This is a genomic window from Myceligenerans indicum (genome assembly GCF_016742955.1).
Lineage (GTDB): Bacteria > Actinomycetota > Actinomycetes > Actinomycetales > Cellulomonadaceae > Myceligenerans > Myceligenerans indicum.
The window spans coordinates 17713-35019 of record NZ_JABBYC010000047.1; the positions used below are offsets into that span (position 1 = coordinate 17713).

The following is a 17307-nucleotide window of genomic DNA, read 5'->3' on the forward strand; positions in this document are numbered from 1 at the left end:
GCCGATCACAACGCGACCCGCGCGATCGCGTCCGCGACCTCGCGAACCGCCACCCGTGACATCGCGGCACGGCGCCCCACCAGGTGGATGTCCCGCTCCAGGGGATCGCCGAACGGCAGGATCCGTACGGCATATCGGTCGTCGACGGCGAGTCGCGGCAGCAGCGTCACCGCCAGTCCGGCCTCCACGTACCGCAGCAGCGAACCGTAGGACGTGCAGCGTGCGGCGATCCGTGGCCGGAACCCGGCGCGCAGACAGAGCCGTTCGGCCAGGTCCGCAAGGTGCGCCCCCGGATTCTCGAACGCCCACGTGGCGTCCGCCAGCGCGGCCAGGTGGACGACGTCGCCGGGCCCGGCCGGCCCGTCCGCGCCCGGAGGCGCTGCGTCCCTCGCGAGGACCAGGACGACGTCGTCCCTGGTCAAGGGCGTGCGGATGAGGTCGGGGTCCGAGGGTTCGGGGGAGTCCTGGAAGTCACCGCTGACCGCGAGATCGACCTCGCCACGGCGGAGGGCGGGCAGGGCCTCGGACGGCTCCGCCTCGGTCAGGACGACGGAGATCCGCGGGTGGGTGGCGCGCAGGCGCCGCACCGCCGGGATCAGGATGGTGTGCAGGCCGCTGGTGAACACGGCCACCCGCACCGTGCCGGTCGGTTCGGAGTGGAGGCCCGCGATCTCGGCCTCGACCGACTCGATGTGATCCAGGATCTCCGCCGCGTGCTGGGCCAGCGCCAGCCCGACCGGTGTCAGGCGGACGCGGCGCCCGACGCGCTCCAGCAGGTGCGCGCCCGCCTCCTTCTCCAGTGTGGCGAGCTGCTGCGAGACGCTCGACGGGCTCATGTGCAGCACGTCCGCCACGGCGCGCACGGTGCCGAGCTGATGGAGCTGGCGCAGCAGGTGCAGGCGCCAGGGATCGAGCATGGCGGTCCTCCGTCGGCAGGGTGGTTGCTGTTCGGTTTATCCGAACATTCTATTCAGGAATGTGACCTGGACCGCACAGCGAGACCGGCCTACGGTCAAAGCATGAAGATCGGAATACCCACCGAGATCAAGAACAACGAGAACCGCGTCGGCATCACCCCCGCCGGCGCGCACGAACTCGTCCGCCGCGGGCACCAGGTCCTCGTCCAGGCCGGCGCCGGCGCCGGGTCGGGATTCACCGACGAGTCCTACCACCTGGCCGGTGCCGTCACCCTCGCCACCGCGGACGAGGTCTGGGCGGACTCCGACATGGTCGTCAAGGTCAAGGAACCGATCGAGCCGGAATACGGCCGGATGCGCCGCGACCAGGTGCTGTTCACCTACCTCCATCTCGCGGCATCGGAGCCGTGCACCCGAGCACTGCTCGACGCCGGCACCACCTCCGTCGCCTACGAGACCGTCCAGCTCGCGGACCGCTCCCTCCCGCTGCTCGCGCCGATGAGCGAGGTCGCCGGGCGCCTCTCGATCCAGGCGGGCGGCTACCACCTGATGCGCGGCGCCGGCGGCGCGGGCATCCTCATGGGTGGCGTCCCCGGGACCCCCAAGGCCAAGGTGCTGGTGATCGGCGGCGGCGTCGCCGGCGAGCACGCGGCGGCGAACGCCCTGGGAATGGGTGCCGATGTGACCGTCGTCGACATCTCCCTGCCGCGGTTGCGGGACCTCGACCACCGGTTCGGTGGGCAGCTCCACACCCGTTACTCGACCCAGTACGAGATCGCCGAGCAGGTGGAGCAGGCCGATCTGGTCATCGGCTCCGTGCTCGTGCCGGGTGCCGCGGCGCCCAAGCTGGTCACCGACCAGATGGTCAAGGCGGCAAAGCCCGGCACCGTGTTCGTGGACATCGCCATCGACCAGGGTGGCTGCTTCGAGGGCTCCCACCCGACCACGCACGACGACCCGACGTTCACCGTCCACGACGCCCTCTACTACTGCGTCGCCAACATGCCTGGTGCCGTGCCGCAGACCTCCACCCGTGCGCTGACCAACGCCACCCTCCCGTACGTCGTCGCGCTCGCCGACAAGGGCTGGGAGGCGGCGCTGGCCGCGGACCCCGCACTCGCCAAGGGCCTCAGCACCCACGCCGGCGAACTGCGCAGCAAGGAGGTCGGCGAAGCCCTCGGGCTGGCGGCCGGCTGATCTCGGCGCCGTCGGGGTGGGCGTGGCTGTGACGGCGAACTCCGAGCGTTATGGTGCGTTCGTCCGAAAGACGCCAGTCACCCAGCTCCGAGAGGACGTTGCGTTGAGCACGCCCCAGCCCCCCAGCCCCTACGGGCAGCCACAGTACGGCCGATGGTCGCAACACGCCGCCCATGCCCCAGGTGATGCCGTACTTCCCGCGCCGCCTCCGCCGGCACCCGGCCCGTACGGAACGGCACCGGTGCAGTCCCTCCACCCCGATGTTCATGGTCTGCCGCTGGTGAAGCCGGCCTCCCGGTTCGGGCTCGCGATCGCCGTGACCGTGCTCTTCTCCATGCTGTTCGGCATCATCGCGATCGTCTTCGCGTGCCAGGTCGACGCCAAGTGGCGCCGGGGAGACGTCGAGGGCGCCAGGAGCGCCTCCCGGCAGGCGCTCGGCTGGTCCCTCGTGGGGATCGGTTTCACCGTCATGACCGTCGTGGCGGTCGTCGTGCTCGCCGCCCTCGGCGCGCTCGGCGAGCCGGCAGGCTACTGACGCGCGCCGAGGATGTGTCCCTGGGCCCAGGGCCCTGGGGACACGGCGCCACGCCTGTCCCGCCGCCGTCACCGCCCTCGGGATGGCGTCCGCGGTGGCAGGCCGGTCTGGGGATCGGCCCCGGTCCGGGGATCGGCTCCGCCCGGAACGGCTACGGTTCGGCGGATGGCAAGAATTGTCGGTCCGGCCCGAGCGGCCGCTCGCGGGTGGAGCCCGGAGTGGCTGCTCGCGCTCGTCGTCGTGGCGATCTACGTGAACCAGATCGCGTTCACCCTCTACGTGCTCGCGGTGCACGACGGAGACCCGGCGTTCGTCGCGAGCTACCTGCCGCCCGGCTGGTTCGACCTGTTCACGCCGTCGTGGCTGGTCGTTTGGGCCGACCACCTGCCCTGGCCGGAGCTCCTCGCGCCGAGCGTGCTGCATGTGCAGGCCTTCCTCGAACTGCCTCTCGTGCTGCTGGTGTACCTGGTGGTGCTGCGCAGGCTGGACCCTGCCGGCGGGCGCAGGATGGTGTCCGGCTGGTGGCCGTGGGTGGCGTCGGCGGTGTGGACCGCGACGTTCTGCCTGGTGGAGATTTTGCTGTCGAACCCGTGGACCACAGGGGACGTGGTGCTCCGCGGCGTCTCGGCGCTGGTCACGCCCTGGGTGCTCTCGCGCGTGGCGCGCGGCACTCGCCCCGAGGCCGATGCCGGCCGGGACGGGCCGGTGCACCTCCTGCTGTTCGGTGCGACGACGGCGGGTCTGGGCTGCCTCGTGCTGATCGTCTACGACACGGCCCTGCTCTACAACCTCGGCCATCTCCCGAGGGTGACAGCCCTCGCGGCGGGCGTGCTGGCCGGTACGGTGCTCCTCGGCCTGCTCGACGGGTGGCGCGCACGAGCCTCTCGCCCCGGGCGGCCCGCGGGCGCCTCGCCGCTCGTGGCCGCCTTCCTTCGGCACCTGCTGCTCCTCTTCCTGATCCCGGCGCTGCCCGTGCGGTACTCCCTGTCGTTCTTCGGTACACCATGGGTCGCCGCGGGGAGCGTGGCGGTGATCGTGACCGCCGCCGCCGTGCTCGCCCTGCGGGAGACGAACCCGCCGGCGGCGCAGGTCGCCGGGCTCGGCGGCATCGGTGCCCTGGCCGCCGCCGCGGGCTGGACGACGGTGCGGGCAGTGCGGGCGGCAGCGCCGTCGTCGTACGTGGAACTGCCGCTCGGCGTCGCGATGGGCGTGGCGTTCGTCGTCCTGGTGCTCGGCAGCGCACTTCTGGACGGCAGGAGGCCGGCCCGGGCGGCCCCGCGCGCGAGGACGTGAGTCCACGCCGTCGCCGCTGCCCGTCGCCGCTGCCCGTCGCCGCTGCGTTCGCGTGCTGCGTTCGCGCGCTGGTCGGTGAGCGACGTCGCGCCGTAGGTTGTGCTCATGACAGCTCAGGAGGCTTCCGGGACCGCGCCGGGGATCGTCGTCCTGCCCGCGAACGCGGTGTCCTGGGAGGAGCTGCGGACCGTGTTCGGCCGGCGTGGCACTCCGGCGTGGTGCCAGTGCCAGTGGTTCAAGTTCGCGAGCCGGGAGTTCCGGGCGCTCGACCGTCCGGCGCGGGAGGAGCACCTGCGTGAGCAGACGGCGTGCGGCGATCCGGACGCGTCGTCGACCAGTGGGGTCGTGGCCTTCCTGGACGGCGAGCCGGCCGGCTGGTGCGCGGTCGAGCCCCGGACGGCCTACCCGCGGCTGCGCACCTCCCGGCTGGTGTGGTCGGGCCGTTCCGAGGACGCCGCCGACAGTTCGGTCTGGGCCGTGACCTGCTTCGTGACCCGCAAGGGCTTCCGTCGGCGCGGCATCGGGACTGCGCTCGCCGCGGCCGCCGCGAGGTTCGCCCAGGAGCGTGGCGCCACCGCGGTCGAGGGCTATCCGCTGCTCCCTCACCCCGAGGGTGCCGGCCGCGTCAGCTCGGGCGACCTGTTCGTCGGGACCGTGCGCATGTTCGAGTCGGCGGGATTCCACGAGGTGAGCCGGCCCACCGAACGCCGCGCGGTCATGCGCCGGGAGCTGTGACCGCCCGGCCGGCGCCGGCCGGGTGCTTCCCGCCGACCGCGAGCCGGAGGGTGTTCTGACCGAGTTCGGGTGGACCGACCCGGCGTGGCACCGGTATGCACCCTTACGATCAGGCCCGTGAGTTCCCTGCGCGTCGTCGTCGCCCCCGACTCCTTCAAGGGCAGCCTCAGCGCTGCCGAGGTCGCCTCCTGCATCGCCGACGGCGTCCACGCCGCCCGGCCCGAGGCGGTCGTCACCTGCCTGCCCATGGCCGACGGCGGTGAAGGGACCCTTGATGCGCTGCTCGCCGCCTGGGGCGTCACCGCTCACACGGTCGACACCGTGGACGCGATCGGCCGCCCCCGCCGGGCCAGGTGGGCGACGTCGCCCGACGGCCGGACCGGCGTCGTCGAGCTGGCCGAGGCCAGCGGCCTCCCGCACGTGAGCGACGCGCCACCTCAGCCGCTGCACGCGAGCACGCGCGGCACCGGCGAGGTCGCGCGCACCGTGCTCGACGCCGGGGTCGAGGAGGTGCTCGTCTGCCTGGGCGGTTCCGCCTCGACGGACGGCGGCGCCGGAATCCTCACGGGCCTCGGCGCCCGGCTCCTGGACGACGACGGCACCGAGGTGCCCGACGGCGGCGAGGGCCTCGCCTGGGTGGACCGTCTCGACCTCGACGGACTGCACCCGCGGGCACGCCAGGTGCGCTGGCGGCTCGCCGTCGACGTCACGAACCCGCTCGTGGGCGAGCACGGCGCAGCCCACGTGTTCGGGCACCAGAAGGGCGCGAGCGACGGCGACGCCGCCTACCTGGACGACGCGCTCGGACGCTGGGCCGATCTCCTCGAGCGCGAGACGGGCGTGCCCACCCGCGACCTGCCGGGCGCCGGCGCCGCGGGTGGCGTCCCGGCCGCGCTCGTCGCGGTGCTGGGCGCGGAGACGGAAGAGGGGGCGCAGCTCGTCGCCGAGGCCGTCGGGCTTCCCGAGGCTCTCGCCGATGCCGGCCTGGTGTTCACCGGCGAGGGCTCGTTCGACTCGCAGTCGGTGCGGGGCAAGGTCGCCGACGGCATCGCGCGCCTCGCCGCCGCGTCTCCCGCCAAGCCGCCCGTCGTCGTCCTCGCCGGGCAGGTGCTGCTGCCCGCGCCACTGGCCTGGGAGGCCGGCATCACGGCAGCCTTCTCGATCGCGCCGGGCCCCGTGGAGCTCGACGACCTGCTCCACCGCACCCCCGCCCGCCTGACCGACCTGGCGGCGCAGGTCACCAACCTGGTGGTGTGACCACACCCGGCTCGCGTGACGGCGGGGTCCCGCGGGGCCCTTCCGTCAGGAGCCGGTGCGTGCGGTCACGTGCTGGCCGCGATCCCCGGCCGGCTCGGACGCGCGCCGCCCGACCCGCACCCAGAACGCGGCACAGACCGCCGCGACCACCTGGAGCAGTCCCGTCACCAGGATCACCGGTGCCGACCCGAACAGGCCGATGATCGCGCCGCCCGCCAGCAGCCCGACCGAGGCGCCACCGTTGTGCAGCACGGTCTCCGCGGTGAAGGCGGCCCGTCGCTCGTCGCCGGAGGTCTGCTCGGTGATCAGCGCGTTGAGCCCGGCGATGCCGAAGGGCATGGCGACCCCTCCGACGGCCGCCACGAGGGCGATGCCCGCCAGGCTCGGTGCGACGACGGGAAGCGCCATGTAGGCCAGCCCGAACACGGCCCAGGGCACGATGACGGCCGGGAGCCGCGGGATCCGGTTGATCACGACGGGGAGCACGAACGACACGGCCACCGTCGTGACGCCGTAGCCCGCCATCCCGGCCGCGATCAGTTCGCCGGGCCGGCCGAGCTCCGCACCCAGGAGCGTCAGGCCGAGCGTGAAGCCGAACCAGCAGACCCCGCCGATGCCCGCCAGGCCGATGCCGACCGCCAGATCGGGCCGCGAACGCAGGACCGCCGACATCGAGACCGAGCGGGACCCGGCCCGCTCTGCGACGGGTGGCGCGGCCGCAGGCGCCTGCGACGCGCGCGGCACACCGGCCACCGCGACGGCGGCCAGGGCCGCCCCGGCGGCCTCGCACCAGAGCATCGGCACCGCGTGCCCGGCCGCCACCAGCCAGGCACCCAGCGGCGGCGCGAAGATCATCGACGTCCGGTGAGCCATGTCCTGCCAGGCGAGCGCCTTCGGGCCCACACCCGGTCCGACGTCCTCGGACAGGTCCGCGGTGACCGCTCGTTGGGCGGGGCCGAGCAGCGCCGCGGCCGCCCCGGAGACCAGACCCGAGGCGCAGAGGACGACGGCGTTCACCTCCGTGGTGACGGCGGCGAGCGGAACCAGCGCCAGTCCGGCCGCCTGGATCACCAGGAGCACGGCGAGCGAGCGGCCCGAGGTCAGCCGTCCCCGCAACCCTCGACCCCACCAGGCCGAGGTGAGCAGCGGAAGCCCGGCGAACCCGCCGACGAGCCCGGTGGTCCAGGCGTCGCCGGTCTGCTCGATCGCCACCAGGGGCAGGGCGACCGCGGTGATCCGTTGTCCGGTCCAGGTGACGAACGTGCTCGCGGTCAGCGTGACGAGGTGGCGTCTCATGGCTCCGATCCTGGGTGAGCGGCCCCCGGCCCGGTAGGCGGCGATGTGGGACCCGGCATCATAGGCTGGAGCTATGACCTCATTGCCCAGTGTCGAGGACCTGCGCCTGGTCGACGCCGTGCGGCGCCACGGGTCCGTCGGGGCTGCCGCGCGGGAGCTGCTGGTCACCCAGCCGTCCGCCAGCCAGCGGCTGGCCGCGCTGGAGCGGCGCCTGGGCGTGCGCCTCTTCGAGCGGGACACCACCGGGGCGAGGCCCACCGGCGCGGGCCAGGAATACTGCGCGCAGGCGGCGCACATCCTGGACCACCTGCGGGGAATCGGGGAGCGGGCGCTCGCGGCCGCGCAGTCACGCACCGTCTCCGTGGGGACGCTCCCGAGCCTTGCCGGCACCCTCTTCGCGATGTTGGACGTCCTGCTCGACGACGTGGCCGTCCAGCCCGAGGTGGAGCACGGGCCGCGGCTGCTGGAGTGGGTGGAACGCGGCACGCTCGACGCCGCGTTCGTGACCATCGCCGGGCAGGTCCCGCTCCCGCGCGGCCTCGTCGTCACCGAGGTGGGCGGGCACGACCTGGTCACGCTGCTGCCCGAGGGCGCGCCGCAACCGTCCGGCGGGCGGCGGCCCTACGCGGGGCAGACCGTCGTGTACTGCGCGCTGGACCTCGCGGCCGACGACCTGCACCGGCGCCTCGCCGAGCTGGGCGCCCACGCCCGGCGCGGTGCCACGGCGGAGTCCACGGTCCGGGCGGCCAGGGAGCGGCGGTGCGCCGCGGTGGTCCCCGACATGGTCGCCGGCTGGTACGCGGCGCCGGGCGACCGGATCGAGCGCGCGCCGGTGCGCGGCCGGATCAGTCTCTCCGTGGTCAGCCGCAGCCCCGCGCCTCCCGAGATCCTGAGCGTGCTCCCCGCCCTGCGCCGGCGCCTCGCCCGGGGCAACGTGCACGCGCGCAGCACCCCCGCAACGAGATGACAGATCGTCGGGTCAAAGTCACGTCCGAATCGCACTCATCCGGGATGGACCGTCTTCGCGCTGGTGGGAAGATGAGCCCATGCCCCCAACCCCGCAGACCGCGGCAGCCACGGAGGCCGCGAAGCCGATCGCCACGCCGCCGGCCGTCGTCGCCCCCTACGACGCCCTCTTCCTGTACTCGTTCGGCGGACCCGACAAGCCCGAGGACGTCGTCCCGTTCCTGCGGAACGTCACCGCGGGCAAGGGCATCCCGGACGAGCGGCTCGAGGAGGTCGGCGAGCACTACTACCAGTTCGGCGGCAGGAGCCCGATCAACGAGCAGAACCTCGCGCTCAAGGCCGCGCTCGAGGCGGAGCTCCGGCGACGCGGCATCGACCTGCCCGTCGTCTGGGGCAACCGGAACTGGGCTCCCTACACCACCGACGCGCTCGACGAGCTGGAGACGCTCGGCGCGCAGCGCGCCGTAGCCCTCGTCACCTCGGCCTACAGCAGCTACTCCGGCTGCCGCCAGTACCGCGAAGACCTCGCCGTCACCCTCCGCGACCGCGAGCAGCTCGGCGAGGACGGGTCCACCGGCGTGCAGGTCGACAAGCTCCGCTCCTACTTCAACCACCCGGGCTTCGTGCAGGCCAACGTGGACGCCGTGCTCGACGGCTACGCCGCGCTCGACGAGTCCGGCGGGAACGGCGAGGCCGCACGCCTCGTCTTCGTGACGCACTCGATCCCGGACACCATGGAGGCCGCCTCCGGAGTTTGGCAGCCCACCTACTCCGCACAGCACAGGTCCGTCGCCGAGTTCGTCGCGGCAGCGGTCTCCGAGAAGCTCGGGCACGACGTCCGGTGGGACCTCGCCTACTGCTCCCGCTCCGGCCCGCCCAGCCAGCCCTGGCTGGAACCGGACGTCAACGACCACCTCGAGGCGCTCGCGGCCGAGGGCGTGCGGGACGTCGTGATGTCCCCGATCGGCTTCGTCAGTGACCACATGGAGGTCGCCTACGACCTCGACACCGAGGCCCTGGCCACCGCGAAGGATCTCGGGATCACGGCGGTGCGCGCGGGAACCGTGGGAACGCGTGAGCCGTTCGTCCGCGGCCTGGTCGACCTCCTGCTGGAGCGCGCCGCCCTGGCCCGCGGTGAGGAGACCGGCGAGGCTACGGTGGGGGAGCTGCCGGCCATCGCGTCCGTGTGCCGCCCGGGTTGCTGTCTACGGCGCCACGAGGAGCCGAGCGGCATTCCCGCACTCTGTTCGGAGGACATGCACCAGTGACCACTCACACGCACGGCGACACCGGCCACGAGGTCGACACCGCCGCCATCAACTCGACCATCCGTTACACCATGTTCTCGGTGTTCAGCCTCACCGAGACGCTGCCTCAGGACGAGGGCGAGCGCAAGGCGCTCGTCACGGAGGCCGAGGACGCGGCCTGGGGGGACGTCGCGGGCACCGCATCCGTTACGGACGCCGGCCGCGACAGCGCGCGCGCCGACGGGGAGCTCGTGGTCCGGGGCTGGTACGACGTCGGCGGTCTCCGTTCCGACGCCGACCTCCTGCTCTGGACGCACGGCCCGTCGATCGAGGCCGTGCAGGGCGCCTACCAGCGGTTGCGTGCCACGACCCTCGGGCGTCACCTCGAGCCGGTGTGGTCCGTGGCGGCGCTGCACCGCCCCGCGGAGTTCAACCGCGGGCACGTGCCGGCGTTCCTGGCGGGGGAGACGCCGCGCGACTACCTGTGCGTCTACCCGTTCGTGCGCTCCTACGACTGGTACCTGCTGCCCGACGACGAACGCCGCACGATGCTGCGCGACCACGGTATGGCGGCCGCGGGCTACAAGGACGTGCGAGCCAACACCGTCTCGGCGTTCGCGCTGGGGGACTACGAGTGGATTCTCGCCTTCGAGGCGGACGAGCTGCATCGGATCGTGGATCTCATGCGAGACCTGCGTGCCACCGAGGCGCGCCGCCACGTGCGCGAGGAGGTCCCGTTCTTCACCGGGCCGCGCACGACTCTCACCGACTGGGCCGCACGCCAGCCCCTGAGCTGACCCGCTCGCCCCGGCGCGAGCGGCGTCACCCGTCACCCGTCACCCGTCGTCCAGGCGGTCCGGCCTGTCGCCCGTCAGCCCGGCGGGAGGCGGGCCACGATCGCGGTGGCGCCCAGGTCGTCGTCGGACACGATCGCCGGCAGCAGGCCCGCGGACCGGGTGAGCGCGGCGGCGGCGCCGGCCTGGTCGTGCCCCGTCTCGAAGAGCATCGCGCCACCCGGCCGGAGCCAGCCGGGAGCGGCGGCGATCGCGCGCCGCAGGACACCGAGCCCGTCGGCGCCTCCGTCGAGCGCGAGCAGGGGCTCGTGCTCGCGGGCTTCGCGGGGCATGAGGGCGATGGCATCGGTCGGCACGTAGGGCGCGTTGCACAGCAGCACGTCGACGTGCCCCCGGAGGGACCCGGGCAGGGGAGCATCGAGATCGCCGTCATGGACGACGGCGGCCAGGCGTCCGGCAGGCGGCCCGGGGCCGTCGGCTGCCGGTCGTGCGGTGGAGAGACCAGGTTCGGCGGCGGCGGCCAGGTTGTCCCGCGCACATGCCGTGGCGGCCGGGTCGGCGTCGGAGGCGTGCAGTGCCACGTCGATCCCGTCGCCGACCAGGTCGAGCGCGACCGATCCGCCCAGCGCCCCGCACCCGCAGCACAGGTCCACGACGACGACGCCCTCCGGACGGGCACCGGGACGGGGTACGACCCGGCCTGCCCCCGACCCCGGAGAGTCCGGTGTTCCCGCGCCGGGCACCGCGTCGGGAGATCTGCCGGACTCCGGCACGGCGGCCGCCTGCCGCCCGCGCAGGTGTGCCAGTGCCTCGGTGATCAGGAGCTCGGACCGGCGACGGGGTACGAAGACGCCTGGCGTGACGCTCCAGCGGCGCCCGTGAAGCTCCGCCCAGCCGACGACCTGTTCCAGCGGCGCGCCACCGACCCGCTCGGAGACCATCCGTTCGAGCAGCTCGTCGTCGGCGCCGGCGGCCTCGGCCAGGAGGCGTGCCTCGTCCTCGGCGAACACGCATCCGGCGGCACGCAGCCGCGCGACGAGCGCGGGGTCCTCGTTCACCAGCCGAGCGTACGAGGCAGGCCGGGTGCGCAGCACCTGATTTCTTCCGCGGGCGTCGCCGGCCGACGGCGGGTCCGGCCTCGCAGCATCCCACCGCCTGGCGCCGGCCACCCTGGGTGGCCCTCCTGGGCCGCTCGCCCTCGTGCCACTCGCCCTCGTGCCGACCGGCCCTCGTGCCGACCGGCCCCGGGCAGATCCGGGACCGGACCTCGGCGCCGCGCCGGTCAGGCGGGCTGCCTGACGTACCTGCCCAGGAGTGCGCGGAAGACGTCGGCGCTCTCCTTGCTCAGCCGATCCGCCGACATGGGCTCCTTGAGGGTGACCTGCCCGCCGTCGTGCAGCGTGAGCGTCGCGCGGACCGTGATCCCGCCGGACAGCTCGGCCGCGGCGACGTTCTCGTAGGGGATGAAGGTGTGACGCCGCGCGAGTTCCGCCACCGTGCCGGACTGCGCCAGCGCGACCAGCCGGTGCTTTCCCTCGGTGCGCTTGTCCAGCCGCTTGGCCAGGATCAGCCCGTTGTCCAGGATGAGCATGTCGTGGACCGTGCCGTCGACCTTCATGTCCGCGATGCCGCCGACGACGTCGCCGCCGTGGGCGGTGGCCTCCGTGGAGATCAGACCCACACCACCGGCGTCGATCCCGAGCTGCGCGATCCGCTCGGCCGCCTGGCGGACGGTTCCCGGATCCACGGCGAGGGCGGCGACCTCTTCGAGGTCGAGCTCGGAACCCGACCGGTCGGCCAGAACCGCGGGCCCCGTCCACGACACCTCGTAGCGCGCAGCGCCCGCCTGTACCGCGCCCGCCCGCAGCGCCACGGCGATCACCTCGCGGGAGGCCTCGGGCGGAGCGCCGGGCGCCACCTGCTGAACCAGCTCGCCCAGGCGGCCGGCCTGCGCGAGCTCCAGCAGACTGCTCAGGGTGGCGGTCTCGCGCCCGGTCAGGCGGGCCGCGGCGCGGTACACGGTGTCCGCCGTCCGCTGGTTCGCCGCCGCGCCGCCCCGGTGCACGAGCTCGCTCCAGCTCAGTCGCTCCTTGCCGGCATACGCGACGGTCGTGTCCGCGACCGCGGCCGTGCGCGCGGCGAAGTCCGGGATCAGTGCGGCGGCCGGCCGCTCGTCGGGGACGGTGCCGGAGCCGCTGTCCGGGATCCGGTCCATCGCCGCGATCCGTTCGGCGATCGGCGGGTGGGAGTCCCACTTCGACTTCTCGGCGGGAGCCGCCTCGCCACGGATCGCGGCGAGCTCGTCACCGCGGCCGGCCAGCAGCCGGCCGAACCCGGTGAAGAACTCCTCCGGCGCGGGCGCGAGCCCGTCCTCCCAGCCCATGCTGATGTAGTTGGCGGTGTAGAAGCTCCAGGCGGCGTCGAGCACGGGGAGCTCGCGGAGCGCGCCCTGCGCTGCGGGGCGTCCCGCGATCTGCACCATCAGACGGTCCGCCTCGACCTCCTGGCTGCGGCTCATCGACTGCGACAGCAGGATGTAGAGCTTCGCGTACTGCTTCAGGAAGAACCCGATGACCCCGCCGACCTGCTGCACCGTCGCGACGACCGCCTCCCGGCCGCGGTAGGCGAGCGGGCCGAGGCGGGTGTGCGAGCCCGAGTAGTGGCCCAGCTCGTGGGCCAGCACCGCGGACAGCTGGGTGACGGTGAGCCCCTGCAGCAGCGGCACACCCAGGTACAGGCGACGCGTGCCGCCGATCAGGCCGAGCATCCGCGTGTCCTCGCTCACCGCGGCGTTGAGATCGGGCACCAGGCGGATCTGCGCGGGCGGCTGGGTGCCGACGGTCTGCGCGAGCCGCCCGACGAGCTGCCACAGCTCCGGGGCCTCGTCGGGTCCGACGTCGATCCCTGGCGCCGGTTCGGGCTTGAACGTCGCCACCTTCCACAGGGCGATCACGACTCCGACGGCCGCGACACCGGCGACGAGTATGACCTTCAGGCCCGCGGGGCCCGACGCCTGCGTGAGCAGCACGCCGCCGATCATCAGGCCGGCGATGATCGCCAGGGCGAAGAGGTAGAAGCCGATCAGGGCGGCAAGTGAGGTCAGGGCGCGCATCGTGGCGGACATGAAGACTCCGGGGAGAGCGAACTGGGGGTCGCGACCATAACGGTCGCGACCCCCAGAGAGCCATGTTTATCGGGAGATTTCACCCGATGGCTGTATGCCGTCCGATCACGGGTACAGGCCCCGGATCTGGTGGGCCTCCGCGACCCGCTGCACCCCGATCGTGATGGCCGCGTCACGCAGCGACAGGTCCTCCCGCCGCGCCAGCTCCGCCACGTCGCGGTACGCCTGGTGCATCCGGCTCCCGAGCTTCTCGGCGATCTCCTGCTCGGTCCACCAGTAGGTCTGGTTCGCCTGCACCCACTCGAAGTAGGAGACCACGACGCCACCCGCGTTCGCCAGCACGTCCGGCACCACGGTCACGTCGTTCTTGGCGAGCAGCGCGTCACCGGCCTCCGTCGTCGGGCCGTTCGCGCCCTCGACCACCCAGCGCGCCCGGACCGAGCCCGCGGTGTGCTCGTCGAGCACGCCCTCGATGGCTGCCGGGGCCAGCACGTCGACGTCGAGCGCGAGCAGCGCCGTGTTGGTGATCGGGTCAGACTCGTCGAACCCGACCACCGAACCCGTGGCCAGCACGTGCTCCATCAGGCGCGGCACGTCCAGGCCGGCGTCGTTGCGGATGCCGCCGTACTCGTCGCTGACGGCGACCACCTTGGCGCCGCGCTCCGCGAAGATCTCGGCGGCGTGGCCACCCACCTTGCCGAAGCCCTGGATCGCCACGGTGGTGCCCTCCAGCGGCACACCCGCGTCGGCGAGGGCGGCGGCGGTGACGTGCACCAGCCCGGCCGACGTCGCCGTGCCGCGTCCCAGCGACCCGCCCACCGCGAGCGGCTTGCCGGTGACCACCGCGGGGATCGTGTAGCCCTTGGCCACCGAATAGGTGTCCATCACCCAGGCCATCGTCTGGGCGTCGGTGCCCATGTCGGGGGCCATGATGTCGTTGTCCGGGCCGATCATCGGCATGATCTCGGACGTGTAGCGGCGGGTGACGCGCTCCAGCTCGCCGGCGGAGTAGCCCCGCGGGTCGATGGCGACGCCGCCCTTGGCGCCGCCGTACGGCAGGTTCACCACGCCGCACTTCCAGGTCATCCACATCGCGAGGGCGCGGACCTCGTCGATCTCCACGTTCGGGTGGTACCGCAGGCCACCCTTGCCCGGCCCGAGGCTGACGTTGTGCTGCACGCGGAAGCCGTGCAGCACCTGGGTGGTTCCGTCGTCGCGGCGCAGGGGCACGGCGACATGCATCTCGCGGCGCGGCATGCGCAGCATGGTGTGCAGGCCGTCGTCGTATCCGAGGATGTCGACCGCTGCCGCGAGCTGGGCGTGTGCGGTGTCGAGTGCGGAGCCGGTGGCGGGAGAGGGTCCCTCGGCCGGCGTGATGGGAGCGACCGGGGCGGCCTCGGCGGCCTCGGTGGCTGACGTCGTTGTCACATGGTCCTCCGGGGAGAACGGGCGCCGATGCCCTTGTGGGGCCGATGGCGCGGGGTCATCAGGGCGCGGGATCTGCGTCCTGTCTTCAATCTATCCCTCGGCAACGCGGTTGGGCAGGACGAATGCCGGATCGAATCGTGACGATACGGCAAACATCCCGACGGCCGGTGTGACCGGCCCGTGAGGGACGGACTCGGGACGGACGGGTCCGTCCCACGGACGACGGCGACCCGGAGCACCTCTCGCACAAGAGGTGTTCCCGGACCGCCGTCGCCCGACATGGTCAGCTCCGGGCCAGCCGCCACGCGCCCGGCAGCAGGACGCCCGCGAGGACGGCCTTGATCGCGTCGCCGATCAGGAACACGCCGGCACCGGCCACGAAGGCCTCGCCGGGTGCCATCCCGGCGACCACGGCCAGCCACGGCACACCCACCGCGTAGATCACCGCGGACCCCGCGGCGAACGCGAGCACGGTGCCGAGCACGCCACGGTCCATGCCACGCCGGGCCATGGCGCCGATCACGGCGCTCGCGGCCACGAAGCCGATCAGGTAGCCGCCGGAAGCGCCGAGGAGCACCTCGGCCCCGGCGCCGCCCCCGGCGTAGACGGGCAGGCCCACCAGGCCCACGCCGACGTACAGGATCTGAGCGGCGGAGCCGCGGAGCGGGCCGAGCGCGGCGGCGCCGAGAAGCACCGCGAACGTCTGGCCCGTGATCGGGACGGGCAGCCCGGGAATCGGGATCCGGATCTGCGCGGCGAGCGCGGTCAGGGCGGCGACCGCGACCACGAGCGTGACGTCCCGGGCGATCGCGCGGGCACGGCTCGACTCCGCGGGGATCAGGTCCGCCAGGACCTGGCGCGGGTTCGAGCGTGGCACGAGGGGAAACGCAAGGCTTGTCATGACACGACAGTACGAGGCGCGAAGGCCCGGCGTCGTGGGCACCAGATGCCCGTGAAAGCGCGGTCAACTTGTGGGAAATCCACAACCCGGTCTCGGCATGCCGGAGGCGTGGCACGCTGCTGGACGTCGCGCGGACAGCGCGGAACACCTGGCCGGCGCGCCGTGGCGCGCCCCGGACAGCGGCAACCACCTGAGAGGATCGACGACGATGCGGACCACCTATCCCGAACTGTCCGGCCTGACCGGAACGAGGCTCGGACCCGGCGACTGGGTCGAGATGACCCAGGAGCGCATCGACCGGTTCGCCGAGGCGACCGAGGACCCGCAGTGGATCCATGTCGACGCCGCGCGTGCGGCCGCGGGGCCGTTCGGCGCGACGGTCGCGCACGGCTACCTGACGCTGTCGCTGCTGCCGCGCCTGATGCGCGGACTGCTCGTGGTGGACGGCGCGCAGATGGTCGTCAACGTGGGATCGGACCGGGTGCGCTTCATCGCTCCTGTCCGCTCGGGCACGCGCGTGCGCGCCGCGGCCGTCGTCGCCGCGGTCACGCCGGGCGAGCGGGGCACGCGCGTCGAGAGCGACGTCACGGTCGAGATCGAGGGCGAGGACAGGCCGGCCCTGGCCGCCCGCACCATCGCCCTCCACGTCCCGGCCTGAGGCCGGGCGGCGTCGGGCCGCCCGGCAGCCGATGCGCCGCCCGGCCGCCGGCCTCACGCGCTGCGGCGGCGGAACGCCGCCGGGGTCTCCCCGGTCACGCGGGCGAAGGTACGGGTGAACGACGCCTGGTCCGAGAAGCCGGCCGCCGCCGCGACCTGTGCCAGCGGTACGGAGGTCGAGGTGAGCAGATGCGTCGCGCGGTCCACCCGCAGCCGGAGCACGAGCTGCCGGGGCGAGATCCCGAACACGCGGCGGACGCGCCGGTCCAGTGCGCTGGACCCGTAGCCGGACAGTGCGACCAGGTCGCTCACCGACGGCACCTCGCCGAGGTCCAGGCGTGCCTCGACCTCCTGGCGCAGGTGGGCCATGTCGCGGATCGTCGCGTCGTCGGCGTCCTCGGACCGCAGGTCCTGCGAGACCGAGACCAGGCCGACGAACCTGCCAGCCGTGTCGTGCACCGGCAGCTTCGCGGTGAGGAACCAGCCGGGTGCCCCGCCGACGTGGCGGATCAGCTCCAGCTCGCCGCGCAGCGGCCGGCCCGTCGCCCGGACCTGGTCGTCCTGGTCCTCGTACCGCTCGGCCAGGTCGGTGACGAAGAGGTCGGGTGCCCGCCGCCCGACGACGTCCCGCCGTGACCGCTCCCGCGTCCGCGCGACGAAGACCTCGTTGACCAGCACGTACCGCCCGACGGCATCCTTCGCGCAGAACATGACGCCCTTGAGCTCCTCCATCAGCGAGACCATTGCCGGGCTGAGGGCGTCGAGCAGCGCCTTCGCCTCGGGCCAGGACGCCTCGGTCGTGGAGATGCTCATCACCCCATCATCGCGCCCCGCCCGGCGGAACCACCATCGCGTCCCACCGCCGGCGTCCCACCCGTCCGCGTCCCCGCGCCCGGTCCTTCGCAGTGCCTGTCTCTTATACACATCTCCGAGCCCACGAGACGGAGCTACATCTCGTAT

General features: G+C 73.3%; 16 protein-coding genes. 9 read left to right on the forward strand and 7 right to left on the reverse strand.

From position 1 onward, the window contains the following. Positions 1-5: 5 nt before the first annotated feature. A complete protein-coding gene (locus HGK34_RS18265) occupies positions 6-917 on the reverse strand; it encodes a LysR family transcriptional regulator (RefSeq protein ID WP_201850052.1) in 912 nt (303 codons plus the stop codon). 102 nt (positions 918-1019) lie between these two features. On the opposite strand from HGK34_RS18265, the gene ald reads away from it, so the two are divergent. From ald to HGK34_RS18290, 5 genes are all read left to right on the forward strand, one after another. Beyond that, positions 1020-2114, forward strand: a complete 1095-nt coding sequence (ald, locus tag HGK34_RS18270) for an alanine dehydrogenase (protein WP_201850054.1) — start codon at positions 1020-1022, stop codon at positions 2112-2114. Positions 2115-2355: 241 nt separating this feature from the next. Then, complete coding sequence (locus HGK34_RS23310) at positions 2356-2649, forward strand: CD225/dispanin family protein (protein WP_201850056.1); 294 nt, start codon at positions 2356-2358, stop codon at positions 2647-2649. Positions 2650-2814: 165 nt separating this feature from the next. Further along, positions 2815-3942 (forward strand): hypothetical protein, encoded by a 1128-nt coding sequence (locus tag HGK34_RS18280; protein ID WP_201850058.1) that lies wholly within the window; start codon positions 2815-2817, stop codon positions 3940-3942. A gap of 105 nt (positions 3943-4047) precedes the next feature. Beyond that, positions 4048-4677: a GNAT family N-acetyltransferase gene (locus HGK34_RS18285; protein WP_201850060.1), complete on the forward strand. Its 630-nt coding sequence runs from the start codon at positions 4048-4050 to the stop codon at positions 4675-4677. Between the two features lie 117 nt (positions 4678-4794). After that, positions 4795-5934 carry a glycerate kinase gene (locus HGK34_RS18290; RefSeq protein WP_201850062.1) on the forward strand — a complete coding sequence of 380 codons (1140 nt, stop codon included), beginning with the start codon at positions 4795-4797 and terminating at the stop codon, positions 5932-5934. Positions 5935-5979: 45 nt separating this feature from the next. Here the strand turns inward: HGK34_RS18290 and HGK34_RS18295 are convergent, their stop codons facing one another. Then, positions 5980-7230, reverse strand: a complete 1251-nt coding sequence (locus tag HGK34_RS18295; RefSeq protein WP_201850063.1) for an MFS transporter — start codon at positions 7228-7230, stop codon at positions 5980-5982. A gap of 73 nt (positions 7231-7303) precedes the next feature. Here HGK34_RS18295 and HGK34_RS18300 point away from each other — a divergent pair, with 73 nt between their 5' ends. The 3 genes from HGK34_RS18300 to hemQ all read left to right on the forward strand — a co-directional run bounded on the left by HGK34_RS18300 (position 7304) and on the right by hemQ (position 10240). Further along, a complete protein-coding gene (locus HGK34_RS18300; protein ID WP_201850064.1) occupies positions 7304-8197 on the forward strand; it encodes a LysR family transcriptional regulator in 894 nt (297 codons plus the stop codon). A gap of 79 nt (positions 8198-8276) precedes the next feature. Next, entirely contained in the window at positions 8277-9464 is a 1188-nt protein-coding gene (locus HGK34_RS18305) for a ferrochelatase (protein WP_201850065.1), read from the forward strand. Beyond that, the gene (gene hemQ / locus HGK34_RS18310; RefSeq protein ID WP_307816079.1) at positions 9461-10240 is read left to right on the forward strand and encodes a hydrogen peroxide-dependent heme synthase; all 780 of its coding nucleotides are present in this window, start codon (positions 9461-9463) and stop codon (positions 10238-10240) included. The genes HGK34_RS18305 and hemQ overlap by 4 nt, the downstream gene beginning before the upstream one ends. A gap of 74 nt (positions 10241-10314) precedes the next feature. Here the strand turns inward: hemQ and HGK34_RS18315 are convergent, their stop codons facing one another. The 4 genes from HGK34_RS18315 to HGK34_RS18330 all read right to left on the reverse strand — a co-directional run bounded on the left by HGK34_RS18315 (position 10315) and on the right by HGK34_RS18330 (position 15690). Further along, positions 10315-11295: a class I SAM-dependent methyltransferase gene (locus tag HGK34_RS18315; RefSeq protein ID WP_443677256.1), complete on the reverse strand. Its 981-nt coding sequence runs from the start codon at positions 11293-11295 to the stop codon at positions 10315-10317. Positions 11296-11519: 224 nt separating this feature from the next. After that, positions 11520-13361 (reverse strand): M48 family metallopeptidase, encoded by a 1842-nt coding sequence (locus HGK34_RS18320; protein ID WP_201850066.1) that lies wholly within the window; start codon positions 13359-13361, stop codon positions 11520-11522. Positions 13362-13466: 105 nt separating this feature from the next. Continuing rightward, positions 13467-14789, reverse strand: coding sequence for a Glu/Leu/Phe/Val family dehydrogenase (locus HGK34_RS18325; RefSeq protein WP_372433158.1), 1323 nt, complete (start codon positions 14787-14789; stop codon positions 13467-13469). A 283-nt stretch (positions 14790-15072) separates the two neighbouring features. Beyond that, on the reverse strand, positions 15073-15690 hold the full coding sequence (locus HGK34_RS18330) for a biotin transporter BioY (RefSeq protein WP_201850067.1): 618 nt from the start codon (positions 15688-15690) through the stop codon (positions 15073-15075). A 208-nt stretch (positions 15691-15898) separates the two neighbouring features. Between HGK34_RS18330 and HGK34_RS18335 the strand changes: the two genes are divergently transcribed. Beyond that, complete coding sequence (locus HGK34_RS18335) at positions 15899-16348, forward strand: MaoC family dehydratase (protein ID WP_201850068.1); 450 nt, start codon at positions 15899-15901, stop codon at positions 16346-16348. A gap of 53 nt (positions 16349-16401) precedes the next feature. Here the strand turns inward: HGK34_RS18335 and HGK34_RS18340 are convergent, their stop codons facing one another. Next, positions 16402-17160 (reverse strand): helix-turn-helix domain-containing protein, encoded by a 759-nt coding sequence (locus HGK34_RS18340; RefSeq protein WP_201850070.1) that lies wholly within the window; start codon positions 17158-17160, stop codon positions 16402-16404. Positions 17161-17307 lie beyond the last annotated feature (147 nt).